Below are 16,398 nucleotides of genomic sequence, written 5' to 3'. Positions count from 1 at the left end.
GGAATGATCACACCATCATAGATCCGAGGCAGACCAATTGTTTCGCCATACCCAGCTCGAAACCGTCAAAGCCTGGCTGATCCACCCCGATCACGCGGGACTGCCGCTGCACAGCCGCATTCAGCGCGCCATCCGGCAGCTGATCCTCGACGGGGCGCTGGCGGCGGGCAAGCCCCTGCCCGCCACCCGCAACCTTGCGACCTCGCTGGGGGTGTCGCGCGATACGGTCGAGACGGCCTATGGTCAGCTTCATGTCGAAGGCTTTGTCATTCGCCGGGTCGGCAGCGGCAGCTTCGTCGCCCCGATCAGCGATCTGCTGCCCGTGGCCCCGAAGGTACGCCCCCCTTCCCGAGAGACCGGCGCGATCAGAGCGGGTCTCAGCACCCGTGGCGCGGCGATGGTCGCACAGGGCGGCACCCATGCGGGCGGCCCGGTCCGGCTGTTTCAGCAGGGCCTGCCCGAAACCCGCAACTTCCCGATCCGCATCTGGGAACGGCTGGAGCGTCAGGTTCTGAAGGATCACGGCACCGCTGCGCTGTCGATGACTGATCCGCAAGGTGCCGCCCCGTTGCGGCAGGCAATTGCCGATTACGTCAATCTCGAACGCGGCGCGCGGGCCACGGCGGATCGGGTGCTGATCCTGACCAGCTCGCAACAGGCGATGGCACTGACTGCAAATCTTCTGCTGGACCCGGGCGAGCGGATCTTTGTCGAAGACCCCGGCTATCACGGCGCAAGGCAGGCCTTTGCGGCAGCAGGCGCGGTGCCAGTGCCCGTCCCCCTTGACCGCGAGGGGCTGGTCGTCAGTCAGATGTTTGCCAGCAGGGAGAAGGCGCGGGTGGTTTCGCTCACGCCCTCGCACCAGTTCCCGACCGGGGCAACGCTGTCACTTGAGCGGCGGCTTGCACTGATCGACTGGGCCACACGGCGCGGCGGCTGGATCATCGAGGATGATTACGACAGCGAGTTCCATTATGCTGGAAGGCCCACAGCCTGCGTCCAGGGTCTCGATCCGCATCAGCGCACGATCTATATCGGAACCTTCACCAAATCGCTCTTTCCCGGCCTCAGGATCGGCTATCTGATCCTGCCGCCGGACCTCGTGGCCCCCTTCACCATCGCGCGCACCCAGCAGGACGGCCACCCCGCCTCGATCCCGCAACTGGTGCTGGCGCGCTTCATCGAAGGCGGGCATTTCAGCGCGCATATCCGGCTTATGCGCAATATCTATGCCGAACGGATGCGGATCCTTGCCCGGCTGATTGAGACACAACTGAGCGGGCTGGTCGCGGCGCAGGTTCCCACCGGCGGCTTGCAAATGCCCTGCCTTCTGACCTGCGATCTGCCCGAGGACCGGGTGATCGCCGCCGCGGCGCGGGAGGGGCTCGGCCTGACCGGTCTCTCTGCCCTGCATACAACCGCGCGACCTCGGCCAGGCTTCCTGATGGGGTTTGCCGCCTTTACACCAGCCGAGCTGGAAAAGGGCATTCGCATTCTCGCGACTGTGCTGAGCGATTTGGCTGGCGGGGGACGCCGCCTCTGAATGGTCTGGTCATCGGTGCGAAAATGGCTGGATCGGTGCGATCCATCTGCGATTACCCTCGCGCTGCACAATCCTGAAAAGTTCGGCCATGTCCCTTGTTCCTTCTCCGGCAGACCTGCTCTCGGATGCAGATATCGAACGCTTCGGCAGCGCCCCGACGCAGCGCTTCGCGCAGAACCTGGCGCTGGTCCAGGACAGGATCCGCAGCAGCCTGCGCCCGCGCGGGTCGCACCCCCGGCGCGGTAAGGCTCTTGCCGGTGACCAAGACCGTGCCCGCCTCCGTTCTGCGCCACGCCTTTGCCGCCGGGATCCGGGATTTCGGCGAGAACAAGCTACAGGAGGCGCGCGACAAGCAGGCAGCCCTCTCCGATCTGCCGATCCGCTGGAACATCATCGGGCGACTGCAGACGAACAAGGTAAGGTATCTGGTGCGGTTCGCGTCAGAGTTCCACGCCCTCGACAGTCTGCGGCTGGCGGCCGAACTGAACCGCAGGCTTGAGGCCCTGGGCCGTGATCTCGACGTGTTCATCCAGGTCAATACCTCTGGCGAGGACAGCAAATACGGGCTTCCCCCGGACGCATTGCCCGCCTTCATCGACCAGTTGGCAGACTTCCCGCGTCTCAGACCACAGGGCCTGATGACCCTCGCAATCCTCAGCGCCGATCAGGTCCGGGTCCGGCGCTGCTTTGCGCGGCTGCGCGGCTTACGTGACGCGGCGCAGGCGCGCTGCCCCGGGATCACACGGCTTTCGATGGGCATGACCAGCGATTTCGAGATCGCCATCGAGGAAGGTGCCGATGTGGTCAGGGTGGGTCAGGCCATCTTCGGCCCCCGCCCCAAATCGGCGGGAGCCTTCTGGCCCGGGCTGGACGATGTCTGACCCGCCCCGCCGCCCTGTCAGATCGGCTTCTCGTAAGTGACCCAATTCGCGGCATTGGCCACATCATCATAGAGCCGCCGTGCCGTCGCATTGTCCTGCGCCGTCACCCAGGACAGCATCGGCCAGCCCCGGTTGTGGGCGAACTGACTCAATGCCCCGATCATCAGGCGACCGACACCCCGCCCCCGCAGTGACGGATCGACATAGAGATCATCGAGAAATCCGGCATCCCGGCCCAGGAGCGGGCGCGGCTGCGGCCAGAAATGCGCGAAGCCGACCGGCTTACCCGCCAGGACAGCCACCAGCCCTTCAAGCGGGTGGACAGGATCAAGCAGCCAGGCCCAGGTGCGGTCGAGAATGTCCTCCGTCATCGGGACTTTGTAGAAAGCGGCATAGCCTTTGTAGAGTTCGCGCCAAGGAGCGGCATCCGCCAGCATCAGGCTGCGGATTTCGATATCGGCCCGGGCGCTTTCGACTGGGGCCGGAGAGGGGGCGCAAGTGGGATCAGTCAATGCATGTCTCCTGAAAGTTGGCGGCACTCGGGCCGCGACCCGTCAGAGGAATGCCAGAAAGCGGACTGATCTGATCCAGCCAATTGGGAGAAGTGAAGCGGACCAATCCTGCGTGCTGATGAGCAGTATCCAGCAGCCCCGGTGGCAGTGCAGCGCCGTCAGTGTAGCCTCCGGATCACGATGAGTCCGCCGTTCAATGATCACGGTCTTGCGCTGATTCAACCAGGATGTTTTCGAGGATCTCGGGCGTTATCTCTCGAAGCCCCAGGTCGGCACTGCCATAGGTCTCGCCCTCAGCAAGCTCATAGATCCTGAAGAAAAGCCCATGGTCGACCAGGAAGCGCGCCACTTTCCGAAGGGTACCCATCCCGCCATCATACCAGCTGCTACAGAACATCTCCGCGCAGATAAGGGGCTGGCGGCTTGCGACTGCGCGTTTGAGTGGGGTCACTCACCTCCTACTTGGCCTGCTCGGCGTCTCTTTCGGTGGCTGGCTTGGCTATCTGGTCGCGGGAGCCGTCGGTGCCTGCATTCTGATCTGGGGTGCCCGCGCCATCAGGCGCTGATCCGAACTGGCGGTCCCGGATCGCGGGGCCGCCAGTTTCACGATCACTTGCGCTTCTTGCCAGCCTCATTGACCGCCATGACGGCCAGGGCAGTGAGCTTCGCATTGGCAGCCTTTTCCTCATCGAGGATGGAGCCGAGCAGGCCGTGTGCCTCTTCATGGCCCAGTACCTTCGCCCATTCGCGCAGGGTACCGTAGCGGGCTATCTCGTAATGCTCGACGGCCTGGGCCGCACCGATCAGCGCCACGTCGAGCGCATGGCCTTCGGCCTCTTCGATCAGACCGTCCGCCTCCTTCAGAAGCCCGGCCATGGCATCGCATTTCTCGCCGGCCGCTTTCTGACCGATGGATTTGAACACCTTGTCGAGCGTGGCGACGTGTCCCTTCGTCTCGGACAGGTGATCGTCAAACGCGACTTTCAGTTCGGCGTTGTTCACCGATTTCGAAACCTTGGGCAGTGCCTTGAGCAGAGCATTCTCAGCCCAGTAGATATCCTGCAACGTGTGCAGAAAAGCATCTTCAAGCGTCTTCATGGGGTCCTCCCTGAGCAAACCCGCCCGCGCCTCACCGCGCGGGCGGACAATCGTCCCGATCCGAACAGTGCCAGATCAGTGGCGGTGTTCGGGCAAGGCTTTCAGCTCATCCTTGGTCCAGCGGGTCACCGCATGGACGGCATTGCTTTCATCCCGCATGAAATCGAGATCGCGCGCGGGAACAGCAACGGGCTTCGCACCGATGCCGAGGAAGCCGCCGACATCGACAACCACCTGCGCGCCGGCCCCCTGACCATGCACTTCGGAAACATGGCCGATCTTCTCGTCTCCGGGGCCATAGATGGTGGCGCCGTTCAGCACGGTCTCCGTCAGTTCAGTGTCGTTCAGGCGGATATGTCTGGTATGGTCCATGGCATTCTCTCCTTTTACACCAAAACACTCGTGCCGGAAAAACGTCTGCCCGACCGGACAGGTTCCGGCTGGTCTTCTGCCTTCGGCGAGACCTTGCCGGACGGCCGGATTCCACCATGCGCGGAACCTCTTCCGCCATCCCCGCGTTCTCTCAGTGTCAGTTGAGAGGTGCGAGTGTGCTTGTACGGTTGGGCTACGAGATAGAAATCACCTGCGATCAGCCAACCGAGGTGATCGCACTGCTGGACCCGCATCCCGACCTCGCCGGGTCTGTCGTCTGGACTAGCGGGGTGCAGTTCACTCCGGCCGTTCAGCACCGGACATATACCGACCCCTACGGCAATCTCTGCCTGCGCCTGACTGCGCCCGGGGGATCAACACACCTTTCACGTGACAGTCTGGTCGAAGTCAGTGGAGAGCCCGACTCCTGGAACGACACTGCACGGGAATGTCCGGTCAGCGCTTTGCCGGACGAAGTTCTCGGCTATCTCCTTGCCAGCCGCTACTGCGAAACCGATCTCATGATGGCGCAGGCATGGGAGCTGTTTGGCAATGTGGCACCGGGATGGTCCAGAGTGCGCGCGATTTTTGACTATGTGAACCGCCACATCACTTTCGGCTATGAGCATGCCCGCGCGACCCGGACCGCATCGGAAGCCTGGCGCGAGCGGGTTGGCGTCTGTCGGGACTTTGCCCACCTGGCCATCACGCTCTGCCGCTGCATGAACATTCCCGCACGCTATGCCAATGGCTATCTCGGCGATATCGGCGTGGCCCCGAACCCGGCCCCGATGGATTTCAATGCATGGTGCGAGGTCTGGCTGGAGGGCCGCTGGTTCACCCTCGACGCCCGCCACAATACACCGCGCATCGGTCGGGTCGTAATTGCGCGCGGCCGTGATGCCACCGACATCCCGCTAATCCACTCCTTCGGCCAGCATCAGCTGACCAAATTCAGGGTCTGGACCGAAGAGGCAATCGGCGTGGCCGCCCCGTAAGCCAGCGGCTCCGGTCAGACCGGATCGTAGTCCTTTTCCTGAAACAGCTCTGGCGGCAAGCGCAGAGTGAGGCGCATTCCCTCCGGCCCGAGGCTACACTCGAATGGAGCACGATACTGACTCTCCACAACGGCCGTCATCAATTTTGAGCCAAAGCCCCGCACCGGCCCGTCATCGTCACCGACGACACAGCCTAGGTGTCGCCAGACCGGGGACCTACGGCGACAAGCCGTATTTCATGTAGGGCTGCGCTTGATCTGGACGCGGCATGGGGGGGTGGGCGGAAGCGAGCGGCCCATAGCTGCCGCTCGACCCCCACATATGCTGCATTGCCGCATTCCCGGAAGCGGCCGGTCGTCTGCTCTGCAGCGAATACCCGGCCAAGACGGTAGCGATGCGGGACAAAGCCGCCATTTGCACGGGCCGCGCGACGAAGCGAACTATCGACCTGCGGCGTGCCGACAGGGCAGAACCGGACGTTCGCGGGACCTCGAACAAACCTCAGCAATGCACCGCCAGCTCCCTGTCGGCCAGAGGTCACAGGATCGTGAAGGTGGCAGTCGATTATCTAACCTCTGCAGCAGACATTCGCACATCGTGCCCGATGCACAACTGGGTCAGTTCGCAATCTGGCCGGTACTCGCGAATAGCTTCGGATCTGGCCGGTTTGCTTCCTATATTACCCCCATGCGATTCAACTCTTCTGCGATTACATCATCCTGCTTCCGAAGGATCTTTCCGGAAACTATCAGTCCCCTACGCAGCCTGCTTGTGCGATCGTTTGATGCCTGCAACGCTGCCTTGTAGTAGATCTCAGAAACACCTTTCCGGCGGGGTGGTTCGCTTTCTACTTCTGTATAGAAGTCCTCCAGCGCCGCAAGCACCAAGGCTGGCGATGTAAACACAAACCCACTTTGAAGAATGCTGTCTAGTTCAATGAATGCCGAAAAGAAGTCAGCCTTTTTCCAAATTCTCGACTTCTGATCAAACCCACATTCCTCGATGAGGTCGAGTACGGCATTTATTCTATTCTCATAGAGGGCTTCGTCCGGGAAGGATTCGTTGTACCTTGCAAGAACATTCTCATGATCTGCATCTCGGTTGAAGTAACCATTCATCATAGTGGCAACTATCGAAAGGCAATATGAAACGTCCCCCATGCGCTTCCTGTCGCTAGCTAGGAACACCCGATGACTGTCGAAGAACTGGTTTTCAGAGAACCTCTCGCAGAACCGCTTCATTGCGCCATCGTATATGGCATTATGGACTTCCATGTCTCGCAATGTATACTGGGTGGAATTTAGGCGACGGAAAGCTTCAATAATCTGCTCTTTGCTGAGTGCCCCTAGGTCTCGAACAACTACATTGTATTCAAGAAACTTCTGCTTCTCTTCAGGTGTGAGTTGCGCATATGGGGAAGTCAGAACATGAGAAATAACTGCTTCTCCTAGAAAATACTCACTGAGAGTGCTTACCCTCTGGAGTCCATCAACAAGCAGCTGAGTGCCTTCCCCTGTTTCGACGTCAATCTCACCGTTGCACATATAGATCTCTGGAAACGGATACCCCTTTAGTACGGTGTCGATAAATTTGTCTTTGTCTTTGGAAGTCCAGACAAGTCTCCTCTGAAACTCCGGCCTTGGAACAAGTGTTCCATCTCTCGACGATTTCAAGAGTTCTCTGATTTTCTTGTTTGTTGCTGTTGTTTGAATCAAAGCGGATTCTCCAGTTTCTGCTTGCATAGCCGGATGCTTCTCAATTGATACAATCTGAGATGCTCAATGCTGTAGAATATCCCGAAATCTACCTTGGGATGCCCTAGATTTCGATTTCGGCGAATTTTCCCTCGACATGTCAAGAGATTGCTGCACCTAACAAGATGAATACCGCCTTGCCTCGGGAAATGATCTTGGCGCAGCCATCCATAAGTGAGGTAGCTCCCTAAATTCTTGCTTCTGAATGGCATTTCCTTTTGCCTGCAGGCGAATTCGCTAATCTCATGCCAAAGTAAAGCGAATAGACTAGCGCTGCAGATGGATAGGTCGATATCAGACTCTGCCCCATACGATCGAAATGCAGGTGCGACGAGTTCGCCGGCCTTGAATTTGTCGTGAAGTGCGAAGCCAACCTTTGATGAGCCAACAACGACTATGTCATCATGCGATACATCGACACCGTATTCTTCTGAGAGAACATTTGCTGTAAATTCTATCCTTTCGACGCCAAACTGATCTGTGTCGTTTGAGAGAATAACATCGTCGAAGAACTGATCTGCCTCAGATGCAAGTATTCTGTCCTTCAGTTCGTTGACGTTGGAGAACACAGCCATACAGTCTAGTCTTTTCCTTGGAAGAACTTCTGGTGCTTTGGTAGCGCTCGGCAGAGATTGAAGCAAGTTCTGAACTACAACTTGCATTGTTTTCGCTTCGCCCGGTCCGCCACTATCGACAGACATTGAACGTCACGCGCAAGATGCCCTCGACCTGAGATCAAGCGGGGCACCGTCTGGTTGGAGCCGGTGCTGGCCTCCTCTGCTTCTGGCTCGAACTTCTGTTCGGACCTGGCGCCTACCGCAACCAGCACCAGGCGCGCACGGCAGCTATGGGCTCCGAGCGACATGCTGCGGCACAGAAACAGGCAGGTTCGGCACCGTCACCCAACCAAACGCCCAGTGCGGGCAAGCGCGGCCCTTAGCCGCCAGTCCCCGTAACCGGATGCCGCTTCGCAGCGCCCCTCAGAGCTGCCGTTCGTCTTGCTCCGCAGCAAGCACCCGGCGAGTAACCGTTCAGACCAGGCAGTTCCACGACCGAGACATCGTTCTCAGCCGGCCTTCAGGCGCGGTCGAAGGTCCAACAAGCGCACGTCGATACTGATCTCGTGGGCCAAACTCTGTTCGATGCGTGCCGCTTCGGTCTTGAGGGCGGCGAGAAACTCCTCCGGGGTCAGCTTCGCTCCGGTCTCCGGATGCTGGAAGTGTTTTTCCCTCGCGATACTGATCACGAGCAGACCAGCACGACGGTTCTGAGGAGCAAGGTACTTCTGAACCAGCTGAGCGAAAATCGTTTCAAGCAGCACACGGCCGGAGAAACCCTCAGCCCGTTTTAACTCGATCACGCCTTCCAGTTCAGCCCCGGTCGATACCAAGCGAATATCGGTTTCTTTTTCGTCTGCTGTGACAGACTCTTGAATCACTGCATAGAGTCCGTTTGACATCCTCGTCAGCTCACGAGCCATCTCCCTGCGCAGGAGATGCTCCTGGTCAATCCTAGCCCACAGTTCTCGTGGCGAAGTATCGGCAAGAAGGAGTTCTTTGATATCGTCCAGCCGATTGGCCAGCAGCGCCGCCATATCCTCGCGCGTCTTGGGCGGAGCTTCGAACCGGGTTATGATGCCCGCGACTTCTGTTTCGGTAAACCGAGCGCGATCGGCCTCAGAGGCACTCTTTTCCAGCGCGATTGCGATCGCCCGATCCCGAAAGTGTGTAAGAAGCGGGTCATCCGCAAGACGCAGCTTTGCCAGCCAGGCCTCCTGTCCTTCGCGTTCCAGAAGAGCACTGAGGATGGCGCCCCGACCTGTCTGAGCATCGTCCCTGGTATCCGGCGAGAATGTTCCCTCATGACGAACGTCGTCGGCGACCTGCACTTGCGCATAGGCCAGGAGTACAAGGCGAAGGAGAATGTCTGGGGTAAAGCGCTCGGATCCGAAATCCACGGGAACGCCGCGCGCGTGGCGTTCCCCGAAAATCGCAGCGATCCAACTCTCCTTCAATGGCTTGTCCGGTGCGGGTTCTCTTTTGAAGAGCTGCTCGAGAACAAGTGTGCCCCGCTCTGGGTTGAGGCGTAAAAGGGTCTGGGCCCATGTGATAGCACAGGGATGTTCTATCGGTCCGAGAAGGGCGTCCGCTGCCAGCCCTTCAAGAAACGAATTGGTAGACCATTCATCATGGGCCAGAAGAACGAGAATGGCCTGGCGAAGCAGGTTGGCGAAATCGCTTCCGGCATTGGCGATTTCGTCCCCGTCGTGAACTTCTTCAATCCATGCCCTGATCCTGGGCACGAACAGGGTGCGCAGTTCTGGTTTGCTGTCCCGGAGGGCTTGGAGGTAGTCCGACCATTCAGAACCGCTGCGGAGTTGCGATGAAAGGTCAGGCCCGAGCGTTCTTTCCACGGTTTCCGGGTGAACCGCTGCCAGTGTGGCAAGCCAAGCTGGCAAGCCATTTATTTTCTGCTTCGCAATCCTTGCCGCCTTCTCGGCCTCTTCAGAAGAGAGAGATTGTGCCCAGTTTGGATCTTCGGCTTCGGCATAAACGCCGGCGAGCGCAAAGCGCCCGCTATAATAGAATATGCCGCGCTCTTCAGGCGGTAGTTCGTACTGTAGCGGCGGGTGCTCTTCTCTCCAATGGCGCATCATGGCTTGGCGTAGGCGATCGGCGACTTCCTGGCTGAAGTGTGTCTCGATGAAAGCCCGATCCCAGCCCTCTTCGCGGAATTCTTGACCACGCCGCATCCCTGTCCATAGGTTCCAGCATGTATTGTGAGACACGGACTCGGCAAAGGCTGCTTCGGGGTCTGACAGTATCCAAAGCTGAAAGTCCTCCCAGGACTTGCGATCTTTCGCGGCTTTCCGTTTTTCGGCAGCTTTTTCTCTGCGACTTTCCCTCATCCATTCGATTTCGTGCGAGTCTGATACGCGAGGCTCAAGTGCCGATGCCAACTCTTTCGCCAGGGTCGCGTTGTCCGCAACGCCCGCAGAAAGATCAGCCCAGTAGTTGTCGTTTCCTGATATGTCCGGTGATGTCTGGCGGAGGGCCACGTAGAGTGCGACATGCCGCTCTGTCTCAGGGCGTTCGCGATCAGCGACCGCAGCCCTCACCCATCCTCGGTCAAGCTCGGGATCAACAGAAATAGCCCCATGATACACAAGCTTGTGGTAGCGCGACAACGGCTCCTCGCGGGCGCGAAACCTCTCAAGCAGCGCGTTGTCCGCCCAGAATGCTTGCGCACGGTCATCTGCCGACAGGCCGGCAAGGGCCTGTCGGAGTGCTCCGACCGGATGATCCTCGTCATCCTCGCGATCGCTCGTGAGCCGGACTGCTGCAACGGCTGCGTCCATCCAACCCACCGACGGTGTTCCGATGCTCAGTTCCTTTAGGCAGGCCGCTGCCAAGCCCGGCACCAGATGCGAGCGAGTAGTCAGCAAACGGTGCACATTGGTCGGCCAACTTGCCGCCTCAATTGTCAGATCGTGAAGCATCTTGCGAAGTTCCGATGCAGAGGACGCTGCGAGGGGTGCGCTCTGGATCAGTTCAGGCCAATCCCAAGTGATCGCGTCAATCGTCGCCTTTGGCGATTTCAGCGCAAGTAGAACCGAGCGCAACTGCTGGCTGAAAAGGTACTGCGGGAAAAGTTCAATCAGAGCATATCGGAGTGCCCGGTTCGACCAACGTTCTGGCTCGGCGGCAATAGCGGAGGCGATTTTGGGAAGACGGGGATCTTTCACGGCAATGATGGTTCGAAGTGCATCCAGCCGTTCCCCGTCGCGGGCAGTTCGGTTCATGAATATGTCGACTGCGGGATCGGACATTTCCGGTAGAGGGGTGGCCGCAGCCAGTTCCAGTAGAAACTCCCGCATCTCTTCGTTGGCGATGCCGCTATCCCACAGTTGCCGGACGGCAGATCCAAGTGCGGGATCAGCGAATCTTTGGGTTTGAACGCGCGGAATGTGGTGCCCACGCCAGGTGCCTTGCCGATTGCGGTTAACGAAGGCTTGCAGAGCCGCTTGGCGTTGTTCGATCGAGAGGGAGGCTGGGTCGCCAAGGCAGATCAGGTTTTCTGGCTCGCGCTGGCAGACCTCTCTGAAAACATCCGCATGATCGAGCGACAACCAGGCGGCTACGGGCCGCAGGCTTGGACGCACAACGTCGATGCCTTGGGCTGTGCGTGTGAATAAAAGCCGTTTGACGGCGCGCCCAGGCATCCCCGCTCGGATCAGTGTCTGAAGTCGCTCCGCAGCCAGAAACTCGAGAACCGATCGATGGTGGAAACGTACTCTCCCGTAGGAGGCATAGCTGAAGAGGGGTCGTTCCAGGAGCGTCCGCCGCTCTTCTTGGGTCCAGGTCGGCAAAAGCCGGATCGGATCGACACAGGGCCCAGCCTCATCATCATCCTGCAAGTCGGTGCTATGGCGAATGGTCATGGACTTCGTCAGCAGTACGGCGAGCGCGAGCGTTCCCGCGCCTTCCCTAGCCTTCGCTTCCGATAACGGACCGGCCTCGTCGCGGTCCGTCCGCGGCTTAAGTTTCAAATCAATGTTCGTTAGAACCTGATCGCGATGCACGCGGATGCGACGGTGCTCCCTCCAGTCCTGGCACAGCTCGATCAGGTCTTGCGGACGTCGGGCGAAGTCGAACGCATCGCGGCTGTGGAGGTCGGAAATGAACGCCTCGACATCGGTGAGGCCGTTGCCCGCGACAAGCGCTCGGATTGCCGGTTCGTCCAACGGTGTGAGACAGACCGTGCGCCACATGGGCAACGGTTTCTTATCCGTTGCCGGGAGCACCTGATCACGTGCTACTCCCATAATATCGTCGACAAAGGTTCGGGCATCTCGCCGGGGTTCCGATAGCGGGAATAGTTGCGCCAAGAGTTCGCGCTCGAAGGGCACCGGCCGAGATGTCACGATCAGACGGATGCGGTCGAGGTTTGGGCCAACGAACGTCTTCAACCTTATCAGCGCCGAGCGAAACTTGCCGCGCGTCAGCCGAAGTTCATCGTAGGCATCTAGGAAGAAAGTTGCGATTTCATCAGTTGCGGCGCACCAGACCTCGAACCGAGCGAGCTCCTCAGGTGCCAGAAGCGAGCCAACGGCTTCGGAGCGCGCAAGCTCACTCAGTTCGAAAAAGAATGCTGGCTGACCTTCACCGAAGCGTCGTCGCTGCTGCGATTGACATTCATATGTCTTGCCCGAACCCGCCTCTGAAATGATCGTGATACGGCGCGACTGCAGAAGTTCCGGCCAGCCTATCCCGCGAGAATGCGGAAACCAAGGCATCGTTGCGGCCGCAAGCAAGGCAGGCAGGTCTTCTGAAGCGAGGTCAATGAAGCGACGATCCATGGCGCAGGGTGAACCAATCCGAATTTTCTAGAAGCAGATACTCTGTTACAAAGCTGCCCCCCTATTTCCATACCTGCGAAGCTCTGCCCTTGCATCCTGCATTTGGGCGCTCCCCTCCGATGTGCTTTCCGGTCGTAAAACGGCACAAACGACTCACGTTCCCATGATAATATGATGCCTGTCGGGCCAACCGAAGTCAGGGTGGGCTAGGGGCAGGAGGTATCGCCATGTCCGTCGGTTTTCTGCCTGCACTTCGGCCTGATCACCCAGCCTAGAACAAGGGTCGTATCATTGGCCAGAAACGCCCCCTGCTGCCGAAGCATGTCTGGTCCATCCGTGTCCGCCTTGAGATGGCGGATAACCGACGTGATCTTGCTCTGTTCAACCTGCCGGAAGTCATTCTGCCTTCAAGCGGCCAGCAACCTCGGCAGTCGGGCGAGACTGTTGGCGGCCATGGTGAGGATGAAGCAGGAGCGCACCTTATCGAGGCCACGAAAGACGGTCTGAGCCATGCCACCCACCGTCTTAACCCAGCCGAAGACCTCCTCTAATGCAGCGAGAATGTCAGTGCGCGCTTGATCTGCGTGAAATGCCAGTAACTCGCCGCCTGAGCACAATGACTTCTCGTTCTTGTCGTCGACTTATCGACTCCAAAGCTCTTCGACCTCCCTATTCTGGATAACGCGAAGACGCTCCGCTATCCGGTCAAGACGCTTTGGCTCGGTGACTAATCCGCCAATCGGAACGGCGTGTCTCTGGACGGGCACATGAATATTAACAAGTGCTGCCACCCCAGGAACGAACAAGACTTCGAGATTTGACGGTAAGTGACCTTGTGGCAGCAAGACCCCGCGGTCAAAAACGCGCTTATGACTTAGCCTCGCTGACTTAACCGTCGAGCGAGGCATTATGAGTACTGTTTTGACATCCGGCTGATTATTGTTTCGCAAAGCATCTCTTATTTCAGATAATGCCTCCGCGACAAGGGTCGTCCGCCCCCATGTCGATCCGCTAGGTCGCAGCCAGATTACCTCGTTAATCCGCTGTTCGAATTTTGCTTCTGCAAACTTCAACAGCAGCCTTTCGATGCTACGTTTCAGGTAAGCCGCGCCGACACTAGGTCGGTACCCTGAACCGCGCAGCTCCGACAATCTGAACGCTTCCACCCAAGCTAATTGCTCATCGGAACGCTGCAGAAGAGGGGACAAGCGCGCATCACCCGTCATGCGTTCGAATTCCGCCATGGCTCCTGACGCGATGTCCGGCCCCGAGATCACTTGCCATGCGTCGTTAGCGGCAACGGCGAGCTTCTGGAAGCCCGAAACTCTGTCCACCTCTTCAGGAAACGCGGGGCGTATGCCCAAGCGATCAAGATCAAGGACGAGCTGCGCCTGAAGAGTTTGGTAGCCATAGGCGCCTCCTTCTACGCCAGAAATCGAGTAGAGGTTGATAGCGTCAGGATCTGGAAGCCGCCTAATTCGTCGAGCATAGTCTCGAAAATTATCCTCGAACGCGCGGCGCGCAAATGCTTCCGGAAGATCGCGAGCCTCTGGCAGCTCAGTCAGTTTGACCATGAAGTCCGTGGGGCGAGAGCGAGACTGCAGCACCATTGTTCGGCTGACGAGATCGAACCAAACGTCACCAATAAGGGGCGCTACTTCCACGACATGCGGCACCCCTTCAACTCCGCTGGATTTGAAGAGCTCACGCCCAGCCGGGGCGAGGACAGCCTCGTCTCCATCGAATTCAATGAGGCCTTGGCGGCCCATGTCGACGAGTACCGTCTCCATCTCGCCGACTGAAAATCCAAACCAAGACCGCATTCGCGTCACAGATACTCGTTCGAGTATCGCCAACAGCCGCAGCACGAACTCGTCAACAACAGGTAACTGCCTATCGCGTGTAATCGTAGCGCGGACCGTGAAGCGACGGCACGAGATTTGAAAGTCGACAGCGTCTATCTCAATTCGATGCGGCTCGGACGTCATGATCTAATCTCCGCTGCATCGCGCACGCCGCCATCTTCTTGGCTCATGCCCTGAATCCTGTTGAACACATCGCCCATAGGAGACTTGCATTTTGCGCTCGACCACATTTTCGCGTTCCCAACGATATATAGTCGTTCCTTCGCCCTCGACATGGCGACGTTACAGCGGTTCTCACGACCGACATGTCCAGGTTTCCTCAGATCGTTCGATCGGACGAGGGTTACTATGACGATCGAATTTTCTTTCCCTTGATAGGCGTCCACCGTATCGATCACGACCATCCGTCTAAAGACCTCTGAGAATGGTTGCTGCGCCCATTCACGTTCGATGCGCCGCTTCTGTTCGCTGTACATGCAGATGACCCCTATCGTGGGATCGCTCCGCTTCGCCAGTTCCTCGACCAGCTCCACCTCTTTTGAGAGCCGATGGAGGAGCGATATGACCGTTTGGATCTCCGCGTCATTCCATATATCTCGGTGATTGTTGCGGTCTCGCTCCAATGCTCCGGGCAGCGAGGACGTGTCCAGCCATACCACCGGCTGCGCGAGGTCAGGTGGCAGCTTCGAGAACGCCGCGTCGGCTATTCTGTCTGACGATGACTTAAGTCTGACACCATGCGGCGCGTAGAATATGTTCGACACGAGATCGCTGATGACAGGAGTCATGCGATATTGTTCATCAAGCACGCGAGCGTTGCGACGTCCATAGGGCGAAGCGAATGCTCGCTCAAAGTCCGACTGCGCAAGTGCCTTTCCTGCTCCCCCAAATTCCTCACGCAGCCCCTCCTGAACAGCTCGATCGACCATCGGGCGAAGCTGGCGCTGGTCGCCGACAAGGAGCACCCGGCTTCCCAACTGGAGTGGAACGGCGAGTTCACCACTCGTACACCGTGCTGCTTCGTCGACGATGACCCAGTCAAATACTCCACTTTCCAATCGAATTTGAGATTGCCCCAACCCTACGCAGGTCCCAGCAACCACCTGCCGGGTCTTTGCTAGGAACTCGTCAAAGTTTCGGTGACCTGTCGCAAGCGTATCCTTCCAGTCATTCGCCAGCGCCATCAATTGCCGTACCTTTGATAGGTCACTTGGACTTGTTCGGGGATGAGCCGCCGAAACGGCCCGGAAAGCGGCTTCCACAACTGAATCGAAGTCCACGTGCTCGGCCGTGAGGGCCGTATCCCCAAGCAGCCCCTCCGCTTCTCGTAGGAATGCTTGATTAAGTTTGCGAAGACGGGAGTCCAAACGACGACGTTCGTCAGGCCCCGCACCCGCTTCGATTGCCTGTCCCACCAACAGGATCGACCGATAGAGAGAGGCAAGCCTTTGATCGACGTTGACCACGTCATGCACAAAAGACCGCGGAATTCCAGCCGCAGCGGCCGCGTGCGCAATTCTAGTTTTGATGCCGTTCTCGAACCGAACTCTGAATCGCTCCCTCAGCGTCCTAGCTTGGTACGGCCGGACGCGCTCCGTAGCTCCGCGTGAGCCAACGCGGAGTAGGTCCGCACTCCCGCCACAAGTTCGGTAAGTCTTAAGCACTTCCTCTAGGACATTGTTCACCGCCTCATGGGATTGGCTCGCGACGAGAACGCGTCGAGCACCGCCCTGCGTAAGAAGCCAATGCGCAAAAGATGCAATGAAACGTGTTTTTCCGGATCCCGGTGGCCCTTGGAGCAAGCCGACCGGCCCGGTCTTTAAAAGCTCATGAAATGCTCGTTTCTGACCGTCGTTCAACCCATATGCTGCTAAGTCGGTTTCCGCAATCTTGACCGCGTAGAGCGCGTCAGCGGCATCAGCATTGGGGTCGAAGTAGTCATGGAATGCCCCCACTGAGTGGTCCGGTTTGAATGTTAGTGCATTGTCGGCCTGTGGTCCATTTGCACGAAGGTCT

The 16,398-nt window shown here is 58.6% G+C and carries 12 protein-coding genes and 2 pseudogenes; 4 read left to right on the top strand and 10 right to left on the bottom strand.

From position 1 onward, the window contains the following. Positions 1-37 precede the first annotated feature (37 nt). Both pdxR and AC4FS3_RS24500 read left to right on the top strand, forming a co-directional pair. Positions 38-1,543: a MocR-like pyridoxine biosynthesis transcription factor PdxR gene (pdxR, locus tag AC4FS3_RS24505; protein WP_491022694.1), complete on the top strand. Its 1,506-nt coding sequence runs from the start codon at positions 38-40 to the stop codon at positions 1,541-1,543. A gap of 257 nt (positions 1,544-1,800) precedes the next feature. Then, entirely contained in the window at positions 1,801-2,424 is a 624-nt protein-coding gene (locus AC4FS3_RS24500) for a YggS family pyridoxal phosphate-dependent enzyme (RefSeq protein WP_491022693.1), read from the top strand. Positions 2,425-2,441: 17 nt separating this feature from the next. On the opposite strand, the gene AC4FS3_RS24495 is transcribed toward AC4FS3_RS24500, so the two are convergent. From AC4FS3_RS24495 to AC4FS3_RS24480, 4 genes are all read right to left on the bottom strand, one after another. Beyond that, complete coding sequence (locus tag AC4FS3_RS24495) at positions 2,442-2,936, bottom strand: GNAT family N-acetyltransferase (RefSeq protein ID WP_491022692.1); 495 nt, start codon at positions 2,934-2,936, stop codon at positions 2,442-2,444. Between the two features lie 193 nt (positions 2,937-3,129). After that, positions 3,130-3,303, bottom strand: coding sequence for a hypothetical protein (locus tag AC4FS3_RS24490; RefSeq protein WP_491022691.1), 174 nt, complete (start codon positions 3,301-3,303; stop codon positions 3,130-3,132). Between the two features lie 242 nt (positions 3,304-3,545). Beyond that, the gene (locus AC4FS3_RS24485) at positions 3,546-4,034 is read right to left on the bottom strand and encodes a YciE/YciF ferroxidase family protein (RefSeq protein ID WP_249495903.1); all 489 of its coding nucleotides are present in this window, start codon (positions 4,032-4,034) and stop codon (positions 3,546-3,548) included. Between the two features lie 75 nt (positions 4,035-4,109). Then, on the bottom strand, positions 4,110-4,406 hold the full coding sequence (locus tag AC4FS3_RS24480; RefSeq protein WP_491022690.1) for a PRC-barrel domain-containing protein: 297 nt from the start codon (positions 4,404-4,406) through the stop codon (positions 4,110-4,112). A 176-nt stretch (positions 4,407-4,582) separates the two neighbouring features. Between AC4FS3_RS24480 and AC4FS3_RS24475 the strand changes: the two genes are divergently transcribed. Then, entirely contained in the window at positions 4,583-5,404 is an 822-nt protein-coding gene (locus AC4FS3_RS24475; protein ID WP_491022689.1) for a transglutaminase-like domain-containing protein, read from the top strand. A 674-nt stretch (positions 5,405-6,078) separates the two neighbouring features. Here the strand turns inward: AC4FS3_RS24475 and AC4FS3_RS24470 are convergent. The 3 genes from AC4FS3_RS24470 to hyoA all read right to left on the bottom strand — a co-directional run bounded on the left by AC4FS3_RS24470 (position 6,079) and on the right by hyoA (position 12,517). Next, positions 6,079-7,146 carry a DUF262 domain-containing protein gene (locus AC4FS3_RS24470; RefSeq protein ID WP_491022688.1) on the bottom strand — a complete coding sequence of 356 codons (1,068 nt, stop codon included), beginning with the start codon at positions 7,144-7,146 and terminating at the stop codon, positions 6,079-6,081. Beyond that, positions 7,116-7,859 carry a hypothetical protein gene (locus tag AC4FS3_RS24465; RefSeq protein WP_491022687.1) on the bottom strand — a complete coding sequence of 248 codons (744 nt, stop codon included), beginning with the start codon at positions 7,857-7,859 and terminating at the stop codon, positions 7,116-7,118. The genes AC4FS3_RS24470 and AC4FS3_RS24465 overlap by 31 nt, the downstream gene beginning before the upstream one ends. A 365-nt stretch (positions 7,860-8,224) precedes the next feature. Continuing rightward, the gene (gene hyoA, locus AC4FS3_RS24460) at positions 8,225-12,517 is read right to left on the bottom strand and encodes an NACHT domain-containing antiphage protein HyoA (RefSeq protein ID WP_491022686.1); all 4,293 of its coding nucleotides are present in this window, start codon (positions 12,515-12,517) and stop codon (positions 8,225-8,227) included. A 227-nt stretch (positions 12,518-12,744) separates the two neighbouring features. Between hyoA and AC4FS3_RS24455 the strand changes: the two are divergent. Continuing rightward, positions 12,745-12,906 (top strand): annotated as a pseudogene (locus tag AC4FS3_RS24455) (integrase); the annotation flags it as partial. Positions 12,907-12,924: 18 nt separating this feature from the next. Here the strand turns inward: AC4FS3_RS24455 and AC4FS3_RS24450 are convergent. From AC4FS3_RS24450 to AC4FS3_RS24440, 3 genes and pseudogenes are all read right to left on the bottom strand, one after another. Further along, positions 12,925-13,068: pseudogene (locus AC4FS3_RS24450) on the bottom strand (IS5/IS1182 family transposase); the annotation flags it as partial. Positions 13,069-13,158: 90 nt separating this feature from the next. Continuing rightward, the gene (locus AC4FS3_RS24445) at positions 13,159-14,505 is read right to left on the bottom strand and encodes a hypothetical protein (RefSeq protein ID WP_491022685.1); all 1,347 of its coding nucleotides are present in this window, start codon (positions 14,503-14,505) and stop codon (positions 13,159-13,161) included. Further along, positions 14,502-16,398 (bottom strand): AAA domain-containing protein (locus AC4FS3_RS24440; RefSeq protein WP_491022684.1); only part of this gene is annotated, 1,897 nt, incomplete at its 5' end. The genes AC4FS3_RS24445 and AC4FS3_RS24440, both read right to left, overlap by 4 nt.

It is taken from the genome of Pseudogemmobacter sp. TB195, from assembly GCF_058313095.1.
The sequence above is the reverse complement of the archived record's forward strand: the minus strand, read 5'-3'. Positions and strand labels throughout refer to the sequence as shown.

Coding starts and splice junctions, on each gene's coding strand:
- AC4FS3_RS24490 (WP_491022691.1), bottom strand. CDS start 3,303: ATGGGTACCCTTCGGAAAGTGGCGCGCTTCCTGGTCGACCATGGGCTT.
- AC4FS3_RS24480 (WP_491022690.1), bottom strand. CDS start 4,406: ATGGACCATACCAGACATATCCGCCTGAACGACACTGAACTGACGGAG.
- AC4FS3_RS24465 (WP_491022687.1), bottom strand. CDS start 7,859: ATGTCTGTCGATAGTGGCGGACCGGGCGAAGCGAAAACAATGCAAGTT.
- AC4FS3_RS24470 (WP_491022688.1), bottom strand. CDS start 7,146: ATGCAAGCAGAAACTGGAGAATCCGCTTTGATTCAAACAACAGCAACA.
- AC4FS3_RS24445 (WP_491022685.1), bottom strand. CDS start 14,505: ATGACGTCCGAGCCGCATCGAATTGAGATAGACGCTGTCGACTTTCAA.
- hyoA (WP_491022686.1), bottom strand. CDS start 12,517: ATGGATCGTCGCTTCATTGACCTCGCTTCAGAAGACCTGCCTGCCTTG.
- AC4FS3_RS24485 (WP_249495903.1), bottom strand. CDS start 4,034: ATGAAGACGCTTGAAGATGCTTTTCTGCACACGTTGCAGGATATCTAC.